Below are 21,472 nucleotides of genomic sequence, written 5' to 3'. Positions count from 1 at the left end.
TTCACGGCGGTAACACGGGTTCGAATCCCGTACGGGTCACCACTTTTGGAGGATTAGCTCAGCTGGGAGAGCACCTGCCTTACAAGCAGGGGGTCGGCGGTTCGATCCCGTCATCCTCCACCATATATATTTAAAATGTCGGAGGGGTAGCGAAGTGGCTAAACGCGGCGGACTGTAAATCCGCTCCTTCGGGTTCGGCAGTTCGAATCTGCCCCCCTCCACCATTTTCTTTAAAATAACCTGAGAGGGTTTATTTTTTTGAAAAGATAACCATACTAGTAAATATTAATGGGCTATAGCCAAGCGGTAAGGCAACGGACTTTGACTCCGTCATGCGCTGGTTCGAATCCAGCTAGCCCAGCCATTTACGAGCCATTAGCTCAGTTGGTAGAGCATCTGACTTTTAATCAGAGGGTCGAAGGTTCGAGTCCTTCATGGCTCACCATTTTCGCGGAAGTAGTTCAGTGGTAGAATACAACCTTGCCAAGGTTGGGGTCGCGGGTTCGAATCCCGTCTTCCGCTTAATTACTAAGGGGCCTTAGCTCAGCTGGGAGAGCGCCTGCCTTGCACGCAGGAGGTCAGCGGTTCGATCCCGCTAGGCTCCATCTAATAGAGAAAGCTTACATCATATGATGTAAGCTTTTTTTGTGTTTAAAAAGACAACTTTCATACTTGTCATTTAAAATGGAGAAAACGTGAAAATAAAGGATGGAGATAGTTATGAAAGTTGTTATTGCATCTGATTCATATAAAGAAAGCTTAAAAGCTATAGAAGTATGTGAGGCTATTGAAAGAGGTTTTGAAGCAATTTTCCCTAAAGCAGAGTATGTAAAAATACCAATTGGAGATGGAGGAGAAGGAACGGTTGATTCACTTGTTGATGCCGCAAGGGGGAGAATTATATCACTTCATGTAACAGGGCCGCTTAGAGAACGTGTACAAGCCTTTTACGGTATGTCTAAAGATAAAAAGACAGCGTTTATTGAAATGGCAGCAGCATCAGGATTACAACATGTTCCGGTTAAAAAACGAAATCCACTTGTTACAACGACGAAAGGAACAGGAGAACTTATACTACATGCGCTAGACGAAGGCGCTGAGCATATCATTTTAGGACTTGGAGGAAGTGCTACAAATGATGGAGGAGCGGGGATGTTGTCAGCTTTAGGAGTCAGGTTTATAAATGGAAAAGGAGAAGTAATAGATCCATCTGGTGGAACGCTACATTCGATTGTCTCTATTGATTTTTCACAAATGGATTCACGCTTAAAGCATATAAAGATAGAAGCAGCATGTGATGTAGATAATCCGTTAGTTGGAATAAGGGGAGCATCTTTCGTGTTTGGGCGACAAAAGGGTGCGGATGAAGAGATGATGAAAGAGCTGGATGAGAATTTAAAGCATTATGCGCATATTCTTAAACAATACCTATATTGCGACGTATCTAAAATACCTGGTGCAGGAGCTGCGGGAGGTATGGGAGCAGCTGTTATTGCAGTGCTAAAGGGAAACTTGCGTAGAGGAATTGAAATTGTATTAGATTATACAAATTTTGATAAGCATATAGAAGGTGCAGATTTAATTATAACTGGCGAAGGAAGAATAGATGAACAAACAGCATATGGAAAGGCCCCAGTAGGTGTTGCGGAGCGTGCAAAGCATTTTCACATTCCTGTCATTGCTATTGGAGGATCTGTATCTCCGAATTACACCGCTGTTCATGAAAAAGGAATTGACGCAGTATTTAGTATTACACCAAGTCCGATGACATTAGAGGAGGCATATAAAGTAGCAGAAGAGAATATCGAAATGACAGCGAAGAATATTGCAGCAGTGTGGAAAATAGCATCAGAAAAACACTTCTAAATGGGGGAGTGTTTTTTATTATTATTTAATAATAATGATGGTAGTTGCTTCATTAAGTTAACTTTATACATAGAATAGTCTTAACATTTGGATTTTTAAGCGGATATAAGTGAATAATTTGTATATCCATACAGAAAAATGTCGAGTTGAGTCAGACTATATAAAAGATTTAAAATATTTAGTGAAGGCACAGAAGGGGGATACTATCTATGAAAAAAGAAATTTCGGTTATTGGAGTTCCAATGGATTTAGGGCAGATGCGTCGTGGAGTTGATATGGGACCGAGCGCAATCCGTTATGCAGGTGTAATTGAAAGAATTGAAGAAATTGGATATGACGTTAAAGATATGGGAGATATATGTATAGAGAGAGAAAAAGAAGTAGATGTAAATACAAGCTTAAGAAACCTTACACAAGTTGCAACTGTATGTAACGAATTAGCAAGTAAGGTAGATCATATTATAGAAGAAGGGCGTTTTCCACTTGTATTAGGTGGCGATCATAGTATCGCTATTGGTACATTAGCTGGTGTGGCGAAACATTATAAAAACCTAGGTGTTATTTGGTACGATGCACATGGTGATTTAAATACAGAAGAAACTTCACCATCTGGGAATATTCACGGTATGTCACTTGCAGCAAGTTTAGGGTATGGACATCCCACGCTTGTAGATTTATACGGGGCATATCCAAAGGTGAAAAAAGAGAATGTTGTCATTATCGGTGCACGTGCATTAGATGAAGGAGAAAAAGACTTTATTCGCAATGAAGGTATTAAAGTATTCACAATGCACGAGATTGATCGTATGGGTATGACAGCTGTTATGGAAGAAACAATTGAATATTTATCTCATACTGACGGTGTGCATTTATCATTAGATTTAGATGGTCTTGATCCTCATGATGCACCAGGAGTTGGAACACCTGTAATTGGTGGCCTATCTTATCGTGAGAGCCATTTAGCAATGGAGATGTTAGCGGAAGCTGATATTGTTACATCTGCGGAGTTTGTTGAGGTAAATACGATTTTAGATGAGCGAAATAGAACGGCAACAACAGCGGTTGCTTTAATGGGTTCTTTATTCGGTGAAAAACTAAAATAAATGTAAGAAAAGCAACTGAGAAGTTGCTTTTTTTATTTGAAAATAGGCGTATAATAATGATTTATATTATACTGTACGATAAGAATGTTTGACATCTTACCAATTTAGACTAAAGGGGGTTGTTTGTAATTGTCGTTTGTTTCATGTATGGTATAATTAACTAGTTGTTGGAAATACATACAGATAGAGCATAAAACAATATTTCAATATATGGATAGAATTGCTCGTAAGTAGGAGGAAGGGTTAGCATGCCTTTTGAAGATACGACCATTTTGAAATATCTTAGTACGGCATTAGATATTGCCGTTGTATGGTTTATTATATATAAGCTAATTCTCATAATCCGAGGGACGAAAGCTGTTCAACTTTTAAAAGGGATTACAGTTATTATTGTCGTTCGGATGATCAGTATTTTCCTTGAATTGCGAACGCTATATTGGCTAACTGAACAAGTATTAACGTGGGGATTTTTAGCCGTTATTATTATTTTCCAGCCAGAATTGCGAAGAGCACTTGAGCAGTTAGGACGCGGGAGTTTATTTTCGCGTACTGGAACTCATGAGGATGATGAGCCTGAAATGGTTGCAACAGCGATAGCGAAAGCAACGGAATATATGGGTAAACGTAGAATTGGTGCGTTAATTACTTTGTCAAAAGAGACAGGTATGGGGGATTATGTAGAAACGGGTATTCCGCTAAATGCAAACGTATCATCGGAATTACTCATTAATATTTTCATTCCAAATACACCTCTTCATGATGGAGCAGTAATTATGCAAGGAAGTACGATTAAAGCAGCAGCTTGTTACCTTCCGTTGTCGGAAAGTCCATTTATCTCTAAAGAGTTAGGAACTAGGCATCGCGCTGCAATGGGGGTTAGTGAAGTTACTGATAGTATTACAGTAGTTGTGTCGGAAGAAACAGGCCAAATTTCTCTAACGAAAAATGGTAAGTTGCATCGTGATTTGAAGACAGAACAACTGAAAGATATGTTGTTAGCTGAATTTAGTGCGAACGAAAAAACGACTTCTTCGTCTTTATGGAATTGGAGGAGAAAGCGTCATGGATAAGTTAATGGAGAATCATTGGTTTTTAAAAGGAATCTCATTACTATTGGCGTGTATGCTTTTTATGTCAGCGACTTTAACTGAAAAAAATACGACATCGGGGATATTACCTTTTGCAAATGATGCGAAAGAAACACTAACTAATTATGCTATTAACGTTAAGTATGATGAAGAGAAATATATTGTAAGTGGTATTCCGGCAGAGGGCGTTAAGGTGAAGTTAGAGGGTCCAAAAGCAGCAGTTGCTACAGCAAAGGCGAAAAAACAATTTGATATACCAGTTGATTTGAGAGATAGCGAAAAAGGAACTTATGAAGTTTCTTTGAAAACGAACGGACTTCCAGATGATGTGAAAGGAACAGTTCAGCCATCAACAATTAAAGTTACTCTTCATGAAAAGGCGAGAAAATATGTTCATGTAGATCTGAAATTATCAAATGAGGATCAGATGCCAGCGGGGGCTATTCTCGAAAAATCAAGCCTTAAACCGGATACTGTTGAGGTAGTTGGGACGAAAGAAGAAATTGAAAGTATTTCATCTGCCAAAGCGTATGTTGATTTAAAAGGTGTTAATAAAACTGTTACAAAAACGCCCGAAGTTACATTATACAATAAAGAAGGAAAACGTTTAAATGTAAGAACAAGTCCATCTAAGATTAGTGTAACGTTGAATGTGGCGACGCAAGCTACGGCCAATAATACTGAAAAAACTGTTCCTATAGCATATACGAAAAAGGGGAGTTTACCGGAAGGATTGGCTGTTACAAATATTAGCGTTGAGCCGAGAGAAGTAACGATAGCAGGTCCAAAAGATATATTAGATAATATACAATCGATAGAGGGGATCGAAGTAGATCTTAGTCAATTGACAGAGTCTACAACATTCGATACCTCTGTTTTATTACCAAAGGGTGTAACAAGTGCGAAACCAAATCAAGTTAAGGTTTCAGTAGGCGTACAGAAAACAAAACAAACGAAAACAAGAACGATTGATGGTATATCAATTCAAAAAAATGGACTTTCGAAAGACGTTACGGCCCAGTTACTTTCGCCGCAAGATGGGAAGATAAGCGTTGATATTTCAGGAGAAACAAGTATAGTAGATAAAATAACAGCTAATCAAATAACAGCAGTGATTAATCTACAAAATGTGTCTCCTGGGACGAAGGATGTTGCCATTCAAGTGAGTGGCCCTAGTAATATTTCAATAGAGCCAAAACAAAAAAGTGCTAAAGTCACAATTGTGAAGAAAGAAAATCCCGATAAAGAAGTACAGGGTAATGGTGAACAACCAAATTCAAATAATAATCAAGATAATCAAACTGAAAAACCAAAAAATCCTGAACCAGAACCTAATCCTGATCCTGATCCGGAAAAGGAGAAGGAACCGGAACAAAATAAAGATAAAGAAACTAGCCAAGAGCCAACAGTAGATAATCAAAAAGAGCCAGAAAAAGGAGCGAATCATAATGGGTAAATATTTTGGTACAGATGGAGTACGCGGGGTTGCGAATAAGGAGTTAACACCTGAATTAGCGTTCAAAATTGGACGTTTCGGTGGTTATGTATTAACAAAGGATACAGATCGCCCAAAAGTAATTATTGGCCGTGATACACGTATATCAGGACATATGCTAGAAGGAGCTTTAGTAGCAGGTCTATTATCAACTGGAGCAGAAGTAATGCGTCTGGGTGTTATTTCTACACCAGGTGTTGCTTATTTAACAAAAGCGTTAGATGCACAAGCAGGTGTTATGATTTCTGCATCTCATAATCCAGTACAAGATAACGGAATTAAATTCTTCGGTTCAGACGGTTTCAAATTAACAGATGAGCAAGAAGCAGAAATTGAAGCTTTATTAGACAAAGAAGTTGATGAATTACCACGTCCAACGGGTACTAACCTTGGACAAGTGAGTGATTATTTTGAAGGTGGACAAAAATATTTACAATACATTAAACAAACTGTAGAGGAAGATTTCTCTGGTTTACATATCGCTTTAGATTGTGCGCATGGTGCTACGTCTTCTTTAGCTCCGTACTTATTTGCTGATTTAGAAGCTGATATCTCAACAATGGGAACTTCACCAAACGGTATGAACATTAACGATGGAGTAGGTTCTACACATCCAGAAGTATTAGCTGAATTAGTAAAAGAAAAAGGTGCTGATATTGGTCTTGCTTTCGATGGTGATGGTGACCGTTTAATCGCTGTAGATGAAAAAGGAAACATCGTTGATGGCGATCAAATTATGTTTATTTGTGCAAAGTACATGAAAGAAACTGGTCAACTAAAGCACAATACAGTTGTTTCAACAGTTATGAGTAACTTAGGTTTCTACAAAGCACTTGAAGCTAACGGTATTACAAGTGATAAAACAGCAGTTGGTGACCGCTACGTAATGGAAGAGATGAAACGCGGGGGATATAACCTAGGCGGAGAACAATCAGGTCACATTATCTTACTTGATTACATTACAACTGGTGATGGAATGTTAAGTGCACTTCAACTTGTAAACATCATGAAAATGACGAAAAAACCATTATCTGAGCTTGCAGGAGAAATGACAAAATTCCCACAATTACTAGTAAACGTTCGTGTAACAGATAAAAAACTAGCATTAGAAAACGAAAAAATTAAAGAAATTATTCGTGTTGTAGAGGAAGAAATGAACGGTGATGGCCGCATTCTTGTTCGTCCATCTGGAACAGAACCACTTATTCGTGTAATGGCAGAAGCACCAACACAAGAAGTTTGTGATGCATATGTGCATCGCATTGTAGAAGTTGTGAAAGCGGAAGTTGGCGCTGAATAATTTGATAAATTTATTGAAAAAGGAGCACAAAAAGTGCTCCTTTTTCATATGTTTTATAGATGATGAAAAAAATTTCATTGACGGTTTATCCATGTTTGTTATAAGATGGTCTTGTTCTTTTTCTCAAAGGAAATATTGTAAATTATAGAAGCGCCAGAACTACAAGTAGTGTAGTTGACGAGGTGGGGTTTATCGAGATTTCGGCGGATGACTCCCGGTTGTTCATCACAACCGCAAGCTTTTACTTAAATCATTAAGGTGACTTAGTGGACAAAGGTGAAAGTGTGATGAGAGAAAAGGAACGGATACAAACTAGCTGTATAAGTATATACGGACTTAAACCCAATCGAGAGGAAGGTGAAAGCCGTTACAAGCTTACAGGGCTAGCAATATGTAATCCGTTTTTTAGTATAAATAAAAATGGTATCGGACTATGTCGTTACATGTTCGCAGAGCAGTGTAAGCATTTGTAACGGCGACTAAACATGTGTGGAATCGTAGGATTTATTGGAGAGCAAGATGCAAAGGAAATTTTATTAAAAGGTTTAGAAAAGCTAGAATATCGTGGATATGATTCAGCAGGTATTGCAGTACAAGCAGAGAACGGTGTTGTTGTATACAAAGAAAAAGGCCGTATCGCAAAACTTCGCGAAATCGTAGATGAGAACGTAGCAGCAAGCGTAGGTATCGGACACACACGCTGGGCTACACACGGTGTTCCAAGTAAAGTAAACGCGCATCCGCATCAAAGTACATCAAAACGCTTTACACTAGTTCATAACGGTGTTATTGAAAACTATGAATTAGTGAAAAAGGAATATTTACAAGATGTAACGTTCGTAAGTGAAACGGATACAGAGGTTATCGTACAGCTTATGGAACAACAAGTGAGCACAGGACTAAGTGTAGAAGAAGCGTTCCGTAATACGCTATCTCTTTTACATGGCTCTTATGCAATCGGATTACTTGATGCTGAAAATCCAAACATGATTTATGTTGCTAAAAACAAAAGCCCGCTATTAGTAGGTGTTGGTGACAACTTTAATGTTGTGGCGAGCGACGCTATGGCGATGTTACAAGTTACAGATCAATTTATTGAATTAATGGATAAAGAAATCGTAATTGTAATGAAAGAAAGTATTACAATTAAAAACTTACAAGGTGAAACGATTGAACGTGCACCGTTTACAGCGGAATTAGACGCAAGTGATATTGAAAAAGGAACATACCCTCATTTCATGCTGAAAGAAATCGATGAGCAACCACTTGTAATCCGTAATATAATCCAAAAGTATCAAGATGAAAATGGCGAGATTGAATTAGATCAAGACATCCGCAATGCTATTTTAGATAGCGATCGTATTTACATCATTGCATGTGGAACAAGTTATCATGCAGGTCTTGTTGGAAAACAATTTATCGAGAAGTTTGCAAAAATGCCAGTTGAAGTGCATGTAGCAAGTGAATTCTCTTATAACATGCCATTATTAACAGAAAGACCATTCTTCATTTACATTTCACAAAGTGGTGAAACAGCTGATAGCCGTGCAGTACTTGTACAAACAAATGAAATGGGTCATAAAGCATTAACGATTACAAACGTACCTGGTTCTACACTTTCTCGTGAAGCGGATTATACACTTCCGTTATACGCGGGACCAGAAATCGCAGTTGCATCAACAAAAGCTTACACAGCACAGCTTGCAGTACTTTCAATTTTAGCTGCGGATATTGCTAAAGCAAAAGGTGAAGTTCTTGGTTTTGATTTAACACATGAACTAGGACTTGTAGCAAATGCAATGATAGAACTTTGTGATCAAAAAGAAGAAATGGACGCATTAGCAAAACAATTTTTAGCAACAACTCGTAACTGTTTCTTCATCGGACGTAGCGTTGACTTCTACGTAGGATTAGAAGGCGCGTTAAAGCTAAAAGAAATTTCTTACATCCAAGCAGAAGGATTTGCTGGAGGAGAATTAAAACACGGAACAATCGCTTTAATTGAAAATGGTACACCAGTTATCGCACTTGCTACACAAGAGCACGTAAACCTAGGAATTCGTGGTAACGTGAAAGAAGTAGTAGCACGCGGAGCTAACCCATGTATCATCTCAATGAAAGGCTTAGAAATGGAAGGTGACAGCTTCGTACTACCAGCTGTACACGAAGCACTAGCACCGCTAGTAGCCGTTATTCCATTACAACTTATCTCATACTACGCAGCACTTCACCGCGAGTGTGACGTTGATAAGCCACGTAACTTAGCTAAGTCTGTTACGGTTGAGTAGGAGATTAGTAGGTTAGTAAATATAGTGTAGTTTTGAAATAAAGTTAAGACGTTTATAAAAAAGGTGCGATGCTTTATCTCTTTAATCAAAGAATTGTAAATAAGCTATGATCAAACTTTTTTATAAAACATAAGCATACACCTGTTGGATAAGAAACCATTTTGATTAGACTTTTTCAAAATGGTTTCTTTTTATTCATCATAGAATACGGTTTAACACAATATTTTTAATCAAACTTTATTTTAAAGCCACACATTGCTTTTTCTTATGGTGAATTTGTTTCTTAGTTATTTCCTGCATTTTATATCGTTCACCAATCATGTAATGTTAAGGGAGATGACAAAAGAAAGGAAGAATGTACAAATGAGTATAGTAAAAAACGGAACATTGCAAGTAATTGGAGCAAGCATCTATTATGAGGTGCGTGGCTCGGGTCCAATTCTTCTTTTGATTCATGGTGGGGGTGGTGATGCCGACAAGTTCCATAATATCGCCGACCATCTTGCTAAATGGTATACCGTTGTTACTTACGATCGTCGTGGTCATTCCCGTAGCAATCTCGTCAATAAAAATGAGGATTACCATGTGCACACGCATAGCGAAGATGCTCATCGGTTGCTAGCTAATCTGACCAAAGAACCGGCTTATGTATTCGGAAGTAGTTCTGGTGCTGTTATCGGACTTGATTTGTGCATACGTCATCCTGAGCAGGTACAGTTACTAATTCCACACGAACCGGTTTTATTACAACTTTTATCTGAAAATGAGTTGAAGCAGGCTATAAATTTCCTGGAAGACCTTAAAGGGAATCATCAAAATGAGGTCATGAAGTTATTGTCAAATATTGATGATAGTAATTCCGAACCATCGAAGGATATGCTAACAGAGCGACTACTTGGCAATTCGATGTATTTCACTGAGTATGAAATCCCGGGAATTCTCAGCTATACTTTAAATATCGATGCATTAAAGTCCCTATTAAAACCTGCATCGATACAGGTACGTCCAGCTGGTGGAAGTATTTCAAGAGAAACTTTTCCTTATCATTGCGCATTCAACTTAGCAGAGCACCTCGGAACAGAATTCGCAGAGTTTCCAGGACATCATGTGGGTTATAACACAGTGCATCATAAAGAGTTTGCTGAGAGGTTACATGATGTTATTGAGAATTAATCGGGAAACTATCAATGAGCAGTATATAAACACAATAGCGCGAATAGATATTCATGGAGTTACAAGACAATACGTAATTTAGGGTTTTGCTTCTATGTCTAAATTGATTTCAAAGCATCAGCAGAATATGAACAACTAAAAAAGCAGCTACCTCTCCATTTAAAGGTAGCTGCTTCTTTTTACATAGATGCTATAATTATTTGTCTTTCATACCACTTGTTTAGTTTTCCATTCCCTAAATCTTCTTTATCAACAATAATAGTTTTGGGGTGACTTGTTTGTTAGCTTAATAATTATGGGCTTTCCTCTAATAGAACCAAAGTAAACGATAAAAGCGCTTGCATAATTGAAAATCCGAGTTATAATACTTGTATACAAGTATACTTGATTAACACGAGGTGGGTTTATGACGAAATCAATGGAATTTCTTTATCCTGAAAAATGGCTTTCAAAAGCTTCTACAGGTGATCGTGTTGCGAGCGAATTGAGAATGCGCATTATTGCAGGTGTGATTGAAAGCGGTACCATACTGTCAGAAAATAAAATAGCTGCCGATTTTTCTGTAAGTCGGTCACCCGTTCGTGAAGCATTAAAATTACTAGCTTCTGAAAATATTATTCGCTTAGAAAGAATGGGCGCAGTTGTCATTGGTTTAACCGAGAAAGAAATTGAAGAAATATATGATGTTCGTTTACTTATAGAAACGTTTATCTTTGAGCGACTTGGAAAGATGGACACAAATGATTTAGTAAGAGAACTAAATAAAATAATGGAAATGATGAAAATCGCCATTAAATATCATGATTCTGATGAATTTTCTTATCAAGATCTCTTATTCCATGAAACGATTATTCGAACCATTGAGCATTCCTACATCCTGATGATTTGGAATAATTTAAAGCCTGTTATGGAAAGCTTAATCCTTTTATCAATGCGTACTCGTTTCAAGGAAAAGTACGAAGACTTTGAACGGATTATTAAAAATCATGAGCTTTATATAAAAGCAATCGAATCAAAAGATCGAGCCCTCATGATTGAGGCCTTACATCAAAACTTTGATGATGTTCAAGGGAAAGTCGAAGACCTCTGGATGTCACAACAAATGTTATCTAAAGGAGTTGAGCAAGGACATGAGTAGCTATATGTTAGGTATAGATATCGGTACAACAAGTACGAAAGCAGTTTTATTTACTGAAAAAGGCGAAGTCATTCAAACCGAGAATATTGGTTATCCACTTCGCACACCGGATATATCCACAGCGGAACAAGATCCAGAAGAGATTTTCCAAGCTGTTTTACAAGCGATATCAAATATAACGAAACAGCATTCAGATAAAAAACCATCGTTTATTTCATTTAGCAGTGCTATGCATAGTGTCATTGCTATGGATGAAAATGATCAGCCGCTGACACCTTGTATCACTTGGGCAGATAATCGCAGTGAGGCATGGGCGCATAAAATCAAAGATGAACTGAATGGCCATGCAGTTTATAGACGAACAGGAACACCTATTCACCCAATGTCACCATTAAGTAAAATTACATGGATTGTGAATGCCCATCCGGAAATTGCTATTAGAACGAAAAAATATATTGGAATCAAAGAATATATCTTCAAAAAATTCTTTGATCAATATGTTGTTGATCATTCCATCGCCTCGTGCATGGGTATGATGAACTTAAAAACGCTAGATTGGGATGAGGAAGCTTTAAAAATTGCTGGTATAACATCAGCTCAATTATCTAAACTCGTACCAACCACCAAAATATTCAGCAACTGCAATCCAGATTTAGCCCAAAAGATTGGTATCGATTCCCAAACACCGTTTGTCATTGGTGCCAGTGATGGGGTGCTTTCTAATCTAGGTGTGAATGCAATTCGGAAAGGGGAGATTGCTGTCACAATTGGAACAAGTGGTGCTATTCGGACCATTATTGATAAACCACAAACAGATAAAAAAGGAAGAATATTTTGTTATGCCTTAACCGAAAAGCATTGGGTAATTGGTGGACCGGTAAACAATGGAGGGATGGTCCTTCGCTGGATTCGTGATGAACTTGCTTCATCAGAAGTAGAAACTGCGAAAAGACTAGGAATTGATCCATACGATGTATTAACTAAAATAGCAGAACGCGTGAGACCTGGTGCAGACGGATTATTATTCCATCCATACCTCGCAGGGGAACGTGCACCATTATGGAATCCAGATGTACGTGGCTCCTTCTTTGGTTTAACGATGTCACATAAGAAGGAACATATGATTCGTGCAGCTTTAGAGGGTGTTATATATAATTTATACACTGTATTTTTAGCATTAACAGAATGTATGGATGGTCCTGTAACTCGTATTCAAGCAACAGGCGGCTTCGCAAGGTCTGACGTTTGGCGACAGATGATGTCCGATATTTTCGCATCTGAAGTCGTTGTTCCAAAGAGCTACGAAAGCTCTTGTCTAGGTGCATGTATATTAGGTCTCTATGCCACAGGAAAAATTGATTCTTTTGAAATCGTTTCCGAAATGGTTGGTAGTACCTACAAACATACACCGAAAGAAGAAGCAACAAAAGAATACAGACAATTACTGCCTATATTTATTAACCTATCAAGGGCGTTAGAAGATGATTATACACGCATTGCAAATTATCAAAGAAATTTAATAAAGTAAAACTTTCATCAGTAACCTCCCACGCCTCGCTTCTATCTAAATCTCGAGGTGATGGGGGCCTTACTGCCCACGAATAGCGGGATAAATACAAATACAGCTAAGATTAGGGGGGAACTACGATGCCATTAGTCATTGTAGCAATTGGGATTTTAGCATTACTTTTACTGATTATGCGCTTTAAATTAAATACCTTTATTTCATTAATCATTGTATCCGTCGGGGTTGCTTTAGCACTTGGAATGCCACCAGAAAAGATTTTTAAAACCATTGAAGCGGGATTAGGCGGAACACTTGGGCACTTAGCACTCGTTTTTGGACTTGGTGCGATGTTAGGTAAGTTGCTTTCAGATTCTGGGGGTGCACAACGCATTGCCATGACCCTTGTGAAAAAATTTGGTGAAAAGAACATTCAATGGGCTGTTGTGACTGCCTCATTTATTATAGGGATTGCATTATTTTTTGAAGTAGGATTAGTATTATTAATTCCGATTGTATTTGCAATTTCAAGAGAATTAAAAGTTTCTATCTTATATCTCGGTATCTCGATGGCAGCTGCTTTATCTGTAACACACGGATTTTTACCACCACACCCAGGACCAACTGCTATCGCTGGTGAATTGCATGCAAACATCGGTGAAGTATTACTTTACGGTTTTATGATAGCGGTTCCAACGGTTGTGTTAGCTGGACCTGTATTTACTAAACTTGCAAAAAAACTAGTACCTGAGGCGTTCACAAAAACCGGTAATATCCAATCATTAGGTGAGCAGAAAGTATTTAAACTTGAAGAAACTCCTGGTTTTGGAATCAGTGTTTTTACCGCTTTACTGCCTGTTCTTTTAATGGCAGTCGCTACAATTATTACTTTGTTGCAAAAAACAATGGGATTCAAAGATAATAGTTTACTAGCAACGATCGAGTTTATTGGGAATGCGGATACTGCCATGTTGATATCCTTACTAGTTGCGATCTATACAATGGGATTGGCAAGAAATATTCCAATCAAAAGCGTGATGGAATCTTGTACAACAGCGATCTCGAATATTGGGATGATGCTCTTAATTATTGGTGGAGGCGGCGCTTTCAAACAAGTATTAATTGATGGCGGCGTTGGTAACTATGTAGCCGAATTATTCAAAGGAACTTCATTATCACCGATCTTGCTCGCATGGATTATCGCTGCCATCTTACGTATTTCATTGGGGTCTGCTACGGTTGCTGCATTAACAACTGTCGGTTTAGTGATTCCGATGTTAGGTCAATCTGATGTTAACCTTGCTTTAGTTGTCCTTGCAACAGGGGCTGGTAGTTTAATTGCTTCACACGTGAACGATGCTGGTTTCTGGATGTTCAAAGAGTACTTTGGTTTAAGCATGAAAGAAACATTTGCAACATGGACTTTACTTGAGACTATCGTTTCTGTAGCCGGATTAGGGTTTACTTTATTATTAAGTTTATTTGTATAGATCTTTCTAAACAGTAAAAGGGATACGGAAGCTGTTTAATGTGATTTTTCATAATTAACCAGTTATTTTTCATGATTGATTAATAAGGATGAAAATTTCTCTTTATTTTTTAACTTGATAGTGATGTGCCGTGTCCCTTTAACCTTTTGCACGAATACTGGCAGAGCCTATTGAAATGAAAAAGTTGGATTATTTGATTAAAATGTTATTTTAGGTATATATACTATAATACAGAGTAACATACATGGAAAGGAACGATAGAATATGGAAAAGTTACAAATTGGAGTTGTTGGTGTGGGTGTTATGGGAAAAAGCCTCGCACTTAACTTTGAGAGTAAAGGGTATTCTGTTGCCCTATATGATATTTCAAAGGAAAAAGTTGATGAAACCATTGAGGAAAACCGTGGTAAAAACTTAGTTGGTACTCATATAGTTGAAGAGTTTGTTAACTCACTCGAATCACCTAGAAAGATTTTATTAATGGTTAATGCGGGGGAAATTACAGATAAAGCGATTGATTCTCTAGTCCCTCACCTCGATAAAGGTGATATTTTAATTGACGGTGGTAATACATACTTTGTCGATACAATTCGCCGAAACAAACGTCTTGCCGAAGAAGGAATCAATTTCATCGGGGCAGGTGTGTCAGGCGGCGAAGAGGGTGCATTGAAGGGACCATCCATTATGCCAGGCGGACAGAAGGATGCATACGAAAAAGTAAAGGATATGCTTGAAAACATCTCTGCAAAAGTGAATAACGAGCCTTGCTGTTCTTATATCGGACCTAATGGGGCAGGACACTATGTAAAGATGGTTCACAATGGTATTGAGTATGGAGATATGCAATTAATTTGTGAAGCATATTTCTTCTTGAAACAAACACTAGATTTGACTGCAGAAGAGTTCCATGAAATATTTGCTGAATGGAATAAAGGTGAACTGAACAGCTATCTAATTGAGATTACAGCCGATATTTTCAAGAAGAAAGATGAAGAAACTGGTAAGCCATTAGTGGATGTTATTCTTGATACTGCAGGACAAAAGGGTACAGGGAAATGGACAAGTCAAAGCGCACTTGATTTAGGTATCTCTCTGCCTATTATCACGGAATCTGTATTTGCACGTTGCATTTCTGCTTTAAAAGAAGAGCGTGTGAACGCAAGCAAAGTTTTATCTGGCCCTAAAGATAAAACGGCAATTGGAGTTGAAAAAGCCGAATTAATTGAAGCGGTGCGCCAAGCTTTATATATGAGCAAAATTTGTTCTTATGCACAAGGATTCACGCAATTGAAGGCAGCTTCTGAGGAATATGATTGGAACCTTGATTTTGGCAGCATTTCTATGCTTTGGAGAGGTGGATGCATTATCCGTGCTGCCTTTTTACAGAACATTAAAGAGGCTTATGAGACTAACACTGACCTACCGAATCTTTTACTTGATCCATACTTTAAAGAAATTGTAGAGTCATATCAAGGTGGATTACGCCAAATTATCTCAATGGCGGTACAACAGGGCATTCCGATACCTGCATTTTCAGCAGCAATTTCTTATTATGACAGCTATCGTACTGCCAAACTACCTGCAAACTTATTGCAAGCGCAGCGCGATTATTTTGGAGCGCATACGTATAAACGAGTAGATAAAGAAGGTACATTCCATACAAAATGGATATAAAATAATAAATGGACTAAGATTAAATTCTTAGTCCATTTTTCATTCCATAATTCGTAGGCTATAAGACTCCCACTGATGGAAGTTCACTTTAAACGAATGTATGAATCAAGATGCGTTTATTTTTCCCCTTTAGATATTTTATCTAAAGGGGGTGTTTTTATGTCCAAAAAGAATATCTAAAATTGGTAAGTGGATAGAACCCTATAGATTAAAATTTTACTTTATCGGATCTACTTTTATTTATCTGAATTTTCCGTTACTATTTTAAGTGTCCGTGAACAATTTCCTTTATTATGAAAAAAAGAGACGAGAGATTTATGGACATTACAAGGGGGCATATTGATGAAAGTGAGTGAAAAAACATATTTAAGTATAGAAGAGATTATTTCATTACCAACCGTATTAAGTACAAATATAAGCGATGATGGCAAAAATGTAGCATTTGTTAAGAGAACAGCTAACTGGGAAGACAATACATATAGAAACCATGTATGGATATATGAAAAAGATAAAGGGAAGAGTTATCCACTAACAACTGGAGATATAGATAGTATACATCCATTATGGTCTCCAGATTCTAAGAGCATTGCTTACCTTAGCTCAGGTGGTGACGGGGATATGAAAAATCAGATCTTTGTTAAATCACTAGACGACTATAGTGAGGTTAAAATTACTGATGAGAAAGAGGGAGTCAGTAATTTTAGATGGGATCCTACCGGTAAAGGTTTTTATTATATTACACAGTCAAAAGAATGTGAAGAAATAAAGAAACGTAAGGAGCTATATGGAGATTTTCAACATGTAGGTAAGGAACATCAGAATAATTGTTTATGCTACATTGAAATAGAAAAAGTGATACAAAATGATAAAGAGGAACGAGAGATTAACGGTGTTTATCAATTAACTGGTGGTAAGGATTTTTATATCCATGGATTTGATATTTCAGATAATGGGAAAAAGGTTGTATGTATGGCTACACCAAGCCTAAACGATCATATGAATGGTGATCTATATATATTAGATGTCGAAGCCAGGGAACTACAACAGATGAATGTAGATAAGTTGTTGGGCGGGAGCGCTTGTTTTTCTCCAGAGGGCAACAAAATATGTTACTCAGCAAGCATAAGAGAGAAGGATTATTATAGAAACCATATACAAGAAAGTACATTAGAGATATATGATATGAATACTGGGGAGGTAATTCAGCCCTTAACAAACTTTGATAGTACGGTTATGCCATTACAGTGGACAGCTAAAGGAATTTTAATTCGATGGCAGGACAAGACGAATTACTTTATTGGTTTGCTAGCTGAAGATGGCACGGTAGAAACATTAAGGGAAAAAGTAGATGGCTTTATAATGGATGCCTCTATAACAAGAGATGGAAATCATATAACCTATAATAAGGCTATAACAAATGAAACCTTTGAAATCTATTTGGATGATAAAAAGATAACGAATGAAAATAGCCTTTTCGAGGGGAAGCTTAAAAGTAACAGGGAAATCATTTCATGGCGAAGTAGTGATGGTCTGGAAATAGAGGGGGTTTTATCAACACCAGTAGAGTTTGACGCAAATAAAAAGTATCCTTTATTAGTAGTAATTCACGGTGGTCCGGCTTGGGCATCCTTTCCGATATTTTCAAACTGCTTCAATGAGAAATATCCGATTGAACAGTTTGTTGAAAAGGGCTTTATCGTTTTAGAGCCAAACTATAGAGGAAGTTCTGGTTATGGTAATGAATTTTTAAAAGCAAACTATAGAAAACAAGGACTTGCTGATTACGATGATGTTATATCTGGAGTGGATGAACTAGTTGAAAAAGGGATGGTAGATAAAGATAGAGTAGGAGTTATGGGATGGAGTAACGGAGGATATATATCAGCTTTCTGTTCTACATTTAGTAGTAGATTTAAAGCTATTTCAGTTGGGGGAGGAATTACTAACTGGAGTACTCATTATGTAAATACAGATATCCCTTATTTTATTAGAATGTATTTAGGAAATACTCCATGGAATGATCCAGATATATATAAGAGAACATCACCAATGACATATATTAAATCAGCCTGTACGCCTACCTTAATCCAACATGGCGAAAAGGATGCAAGAATACCAATTACAAATGCATATGAATTACATCAAGGGTTAAAGGATATGGAAGTTGATACAGAACTCATTATATTTAAAGGAATGGCATATAGTTCTGACCAACCAGGAGTTCATGTGGCTATTATGAAGCAGAACTTGATGTGGTTTTCACATTATATTCTTGGAGAAAGTATGGAGGATTTTAGTACTATATAATGGATATCCGCACAGGGATTATTCGTTGTGCAATTGGGCCAGATTGTTGTAAACTGCAAGTAAACCATTATTGAGAAGATTTAAGTGGTTATAAGGAAGCTTAATTCGGAGGACGAATATGACAGAGAATAAAAATGAGTTATCTGTAGAACAACGTGAAGAACTATTAAAAGTATTACAAGACCGTTTTGAGAAAAACATGAACCGCCATGAAGGTCTTGAATGGGCTAAAGTTGAAACGAAGCTAGCTACTAATAATGAAAAATTGTGGACACTTAATGAAATGGAAGTAACAGGCGGTGAGCCTGATGTTGTTGGTTATGATGAAGAGAAGGACGAATATACTTTCTATGATTGTTCAAAGGAGAGTCCTAAAGGGCGCAGAAGTCTCTGTTATGATCTGGAAGCGTTAGAATCAAGAAAAAAACATAAGCCCGAAAATAACGTTATTGATGTTGCAAATGCTATGGGTATTGAACTATTAACAGAAGAACAATATCGGGAATTGCAAAAACTTGGAGATTTTGACATGAAATCATCAAGTTGGGTACAAACACCTTCAGATATTCGAGAACTCGGTGGTGCGCTATTTTGCGATTATCGCTTCGGGCATGTTTTCGTGTATCACAATGGGGCAGATTCTTATTATGCTGCCAGAGGTTTTCGTGGCTCGTTAAGAGTTTAAATTTGGAGTAAACAAAAAAGAGCCTATACGCAGGCTCTTTTTCTTATTTATATTTTAAGAGTAAACCGTTACTACGCAGTTTTGCTTAATTTATATGTTCCGTGGCTGTTTTTACGGAAAAGTTTTGGGAAAACATAGCCATCTAATCCAATACGTCCGGCGTTCTGTCCTGCAACTAAAATGAACATAGTTAAAATAAGCAGGTTTGGGTTTACACTAACAGTTCCGCTTAATAAAAATGCAAGATTCATTATGATTCCGAAAAATGCAGCTGTTTTTGTTAATCCGCCTAAAATCAAACCTAGACCTACTAAAATTTCTCCCCATTGAACTAAAAAGCTAAATAGGTCTGCATTTGGAAGAACAAAGTGTTGAAGGAAATCTGCCCACCAACTTTGTACGGCAGGGTGGTCACCTGATGCTTGAGCAATAGCGCCCTTTAGAAAACCACTTGCGTCAAAAGATTGTCCAAAGACTTTGCCGATTCCAGCAGCGAGCCATGTATATCCTATGTAAAGTCGTAAAAATAATAATATGAAAGCAGCACGTTTATCAGTTCTTAAAAAATTGATAACCATTGAAATCCCTCCAATATTGTATTTACAAGTTTATTATATATCCATTGTGAAAAAATTCACAATGGATATAATGTGAACAAATATATGATTTTTTATTTATAAAATTGCACCTAAAATATTATGAAGTTTATTTTTGAAAATTAAGCAATAAATGAGAGATGGGAGCTATCTATTGTAGCGGATAGCTCCCGTAGTAAACAGGTTTATGTGTGTTCTTTAAGTTCATCTGGGCGTTCCTTATTATTTCTCTGGTTTTATATAAGGAACAATTTGTGCAGTAACCCCTACAGAAGCACCACGAATAAAGTTTTGGTTTTCTAATGCCTTAAAGTTTTCCGTTTTTCCTGTTAGCATAACACCTAAAATTTTCACTTGATCAAATGGTTTGTTTTCATTTGATTTTAAAAACTTTTGAATGTCCTTGTCATACCCATCATTATATTGTTTAAGGGAATCAAAGAACCCTTTGTACGATTCTTCGAGAGGGGTTCCTGGCTCAAATCCATAAACTGGCATACCGGCAGGACCTCCGCTTTCATCTCTAATAGGTGAGACCATATATAGCCATACGATATTTAAGTTGTCTGGTATTTTTGTTTGAATTTCTTTTAATGTATAAGGTTGATCGAAAGAGATAGCGACTTCTGCAACATAGTTTTCCATTTTGGAAACTGCACTTAATTCATTTTTGACTCCATCGTAATATTCCTTGATAGCTGGATTATAAAATGTGGCAACTTTATTTTTCGTTTGTTTATCGTAATTATAAGACTCTGTATTAGACCTCCCCCAATGAGTTCCTGGTATTACCTCATTGTAATCGATGTTAGAGCGAAACCAATTGTAAGGGCTTGTCAGTGTATTCCATTTCACTACGTAACCATTAATATTTTTAGAACGATTTGATGTAATATTGCCGCCAAACATAGAGGAGCTACTCGTTACTTGAGAATCAATTTGTACATTCGGTTCTGCAATTGAATTATATAAAAAGAGTTGTTCGTGAAGCCTCATAGAGCCTTTCGCTGCGAAGTAATTACCTACTTTATAAATGATAGGGATAAGTATGATGACAACGAGAATAGAAGTAATGATGATTTTAAGTAACTGTTTCCTTTGCGCTTTTTTTAATGCATTTTTTAAAGAAGTATCCATTAAGGTTTTCCCCCTACTGTAGAATGAATTGTTTTACGTGCACGATGTAACTTTTGTTTGACGCTATTTACTCGAATATCTAGTATTAGTGCAATTTCTTCATATGTAAAATCGTAATAATACTTTAAAAAGAAGGCTTCTTTATATTCTAGTTTTATATCTTTTAATAGATAGAAAATCTCATCTTTATTTAAAACAGCATCCAGTTCTCGGTCTGTATATTGTAATTTTGAATAAATCTCTTCAGTTAAATAGATGTTCTGTTGCTCTTTTTTTCTCTTCAAGTCAATGTATTCGTTTAATGCAACCCTAAAAAACCATGGACGTATGTTATTCTCTGTTAGGTCATCTAGCAACGTATATACTTTATAGAAAGTATTTTGGATGATGTCTTCTGCGTCTTCTTTTATAGCCCCTTTCGCTAATAATAGTTTGAACACTTCCTCCCCTAAATTGATAAGATAGGAGGTCAATATATTTTCTTTTCCCATCATTTTTCCTCCCTACACTTATACAACGAATAGGTAATAGTAAATGTATACACTTAAATTAAAGTTTTGTTCTTGATACAAATAAAAAAGGCATATAACAATCATATGTTATATGCCTTTTCTATTATATATTTAGT

Annotated in this window: 17 protein-coding genes and 6 tRNA genes; 20 read left to right on the top strand and 3 right to left on the bottom strand. The window is 37.0% G+C overall.

Annotated elements, in window-relative coordinates; translation table 11 throughout:
- The first annotated feature begins 47 nt into the window (after positions 1 to 47).
- The 20 genes from AC0L0O_RS28405 (at position 48) to AC0L0O_RS28310 (ending at position 19,111) form a co-directional block, all read left to right on the top strand.
- Positions 48 to 123, top strand: a tRNA-Val gene (locus AC0L0O_RS28405).
- 17 nt (positions 124 to 140) lie between these two features.
- Positions 141 to 224, top strand: a tRNA-Tyr gene (locus AC0L0O_RS28400).
- 65 nt (positions 225 to 289) lie between these two features.
- A tRNA-Gln gene (locus tag AC0L0O_RS28395) sits at positions 290 to 364 on the top strand.
- Between the two features lie 5 nt (positions 365 to 369).
- Positions 370 to 445 (top strand) — tRNA-Lys (locus AC0L0O_RS28390).
- Between the two features lie 5 nt (positions 446 to 450).
- Positions 451 to 522 (top strand) — tRNA-Gly (locus AC0L0O_RS28385).
- A gap of 10 nt (positions 523 to 532) precedes the next feature.
- Positions 533 to 605, top strand: a tRNA-Ala gene (locus tag AC0L0O_RS28380).
- A 115-nt stretch (positions 606 to 720) separates the two neighbouring features.
- Positions 721 to 1,866 (top strand): glycerate kinase, encoded by a 1,146-nt coding sequence (locus tag AC0L0O_RS28375; protein WP_000869552.1) that lies wholly within the window; start codon positions 721 to 723, stop codon positions 1,864 to 1,866.
- Positions 1,867 to 2,075: 209 nt separating this feature from the next.
- Entirely contained in the window at positions 2,076 to 2,969 is an 894-nt protein-coding gene (rocF, locus tag AC0L0O_RS28370; protein WP_000711572.1) for an arginase, read from the top strand.
- A gap of 248 nt (positions 2,970 to 3,217) precedes the next feature.
- Positions 3,218 to 4,039, top strand: a complete 822-nt coding sequence (gene cdaA, locus AC0L0O_RS28365) for a diadenylate cyclase CdaA (RefSeq protein WP_001115700.1) — start codon at positions 3,218 to 3,220, stop codon at positions 4,037 to 4,039.
- Positions 4,032 to 5,513, top strand: coding sequence for a CdaR family protein (locus tag AC0L0O_RS28360; RefSeq protein WP_473786215.1), 1,482 nt, complete (start codon positions 4,032 to 4,034; stop codon positions 5,511 to 5,513). The genes cdaA and AC0L0O_RS28360 overlap by 8 nt, the downstream gene beginning before the upstream one ends.
- Positions 5,506 to 6,852, top strand: a complete 1,347-nt coding sequence (gene glmM / locus AC0L0O_RS28355) for a phosphoglucosamine mutase (RefSeq protein WP_000521474.1) — start codon at positions 5,506 to 5,508, stop codon at positions 6,850 to 6,852. The genes AC0L0O_RS28360 and glmM overlap by 8 nt, the downstream gene beginning before the upstream one ends.
- A 287-nt stretch (positions 6,853 to 7,139) precedes the next feature.
- Positions 7,140 to 7,325: a hypothetical protein gene (locus AC0L0O_RS28350; RefSeq protein WP_001208183.1), complete on the top strand. Its 186-nt coding sequence runs from the start codon at positions 7,140 to 7,142 to the stop codon at positions 7,323 to 7,325.
- Between the two features lie 12 nt (positions 7,326 to 7,337).
- Positions 7,338 to 9,140 carry a glutamine--fructose-6-phosphate transaminase (isomerizing) gene (glmS, locus tag AC0L0O_RS28345; protein WP_000334159.1) on the top strand — a complete coding sequence of 601 codons (1,803 nt, stop codon included), beginning with the start codon at positions 7,338 to 7,340 and terminating at the stop codon, positions 9,138 to 9,140.
- Between the two features lie 363 nt (positions 9,141 to 9,503).
- Positions 9,504 to 10,313: an alpha/beta fold hydrolase gene (locus AC0L0O_RS28340; protein WP_000029406.1), complete on the top strand. Its 810-nt coding sequence runs from the start codon at positions 9,504 to 9,506 to the stop codon at positions 10,311 to 10,313.
- A gap of 406 nt (positions 10,314 to 10,719) precedes the next feature.
- Entirely contained in the window at positions 10,720 to 11,451 is a 732-nt protein-coding gene (gene gntR, locus AC0L0O_RS28335) for a gluconate operon transcriptional repressor GntR (protein WP_000167475.1), read from the top strand.
- Complete coding sequence (gene gntK / locus AC0L0O_RS28330; RefSeq protein WP_000100531.1) at positions 11,444 to 12,979, top strand: gluconokinase; 1,536 nt, start codon at positions 11,444 to 11,446, stop codon at positions 12,977 to 12,979. Before gntR ends, gntK begins: the two co-directional genes overlap by 8 nt.
- A gap of 119 nt (positions 12,980 to 13,098) precedes the next feature.
- Complete coding sequence (gene gntP / locus AC0L0O_RS28325) at positions 13,099 to 14,445, top strand: gluconate permease GntP (protein WP_001131724.1); 1,347 nt, start codon at positions 13,099 to 13,101, stop codon at positions 14,443 to 14,445.
- Positions 14,446 to 14,709: 264 nt separating this feature from the next.
- Positions 14,710 to 16,119, top strand: coding sequence for an NADP-dependent phosphogluconate dehydrogenase (gene gndA, locus AC0L0O_RS28320; RefSeq protein WP_000413557.1), 1,410 nt, complete (start codon positions 14,710 to 14,712; stop codon positions 16,117 to 16,119).
- A 342-nt stretch (positions 16,120 to 16,461) separates the two neighbouring features.
- A complete protein-coding gene (locus tag AC0L0O_RS28315; RefSeq protein ID WP_075396296.1) occupies positions 16,462 to 18,426 on the top strand; it encodes a S9 family peptidase in 1,965 nt (654 codons plus the stop codon).
- Positions 18,427 to 18,544: 118 nt separating this feature from the next.
- Positions 18,545 to 19,111 (top strand): DUF4256 domain-containing protein, encoded by a 567-nt coding sequence (locus tag AC0L0O_RS28310; RefSeq protein ID WP_075396297.1) that lies wholly within the window; start codon positions 18,545 to 18,547, stop codon positions 19,109 to 19,111.
- 71 nt (positions 19,112 to 19,182) lie between these two features.
- Here the strand turns inward: AC0L0O_RS28310 and AC0L0O_RS28305 are convergent, their stop codons facing one another.
- The 3 genes from AC0L0O_RS28305 to AC0L0O_RS28295 all read right to left on the bottom strand — a co-directional run bounded on the left by AC0L0O_RS28305 (position 19,183) and on the right by AC0L0O_RS28295 (position 21,335).
- A complete protein-coding gene (locus AC0L0O_RS28305; protein ID WP_000236340.1) occupies positions 19,183 to 19,689 on the bottom strand; it encodes a DoxX family membrane protein in 507 nt (168 codons plus the stop codon).
- Positions 19,690 to 19,929: 240 nt separating this feature from the next.
- The gene (locus AC0L0O_RS28300; protein ID WP_000381499.1) at positions 19,930 to 20,844 is read right to left on the bottom strand and encodes a sigma factor regulator N-terminal domain-containing protein; all 915 of its coding nucleotides are present in this window, start codon (positions 20,842 to 20,844) and stop codon (positions 19,930 to 19,932) included.
- A complete protein-coding gene (locus AC0L0O_RS28295) occupies positions 20,844 to 21,335 on the bottom strand; it encodes an RNA polymerase sigma factor (protein ID WP_000514137.1) in 492 nt (163 codons plus the stop codon). Before AC0L0O_RS28295 ends, AC0L0O_RS28300 begins: the two co-directional genes overlap by 1 nt.
- Positions 21,336 to 21,472: the final 137 nt, after the last annotated feature.

Source organism: Bacillus sp. GS3m_15504, assembly GCF_055825275.1.
The sequence above is the reverse complement of the archived record's forward strand: the minus strand, read 5'-3'. Positions and strand labels throughout refer to the sequence as shown.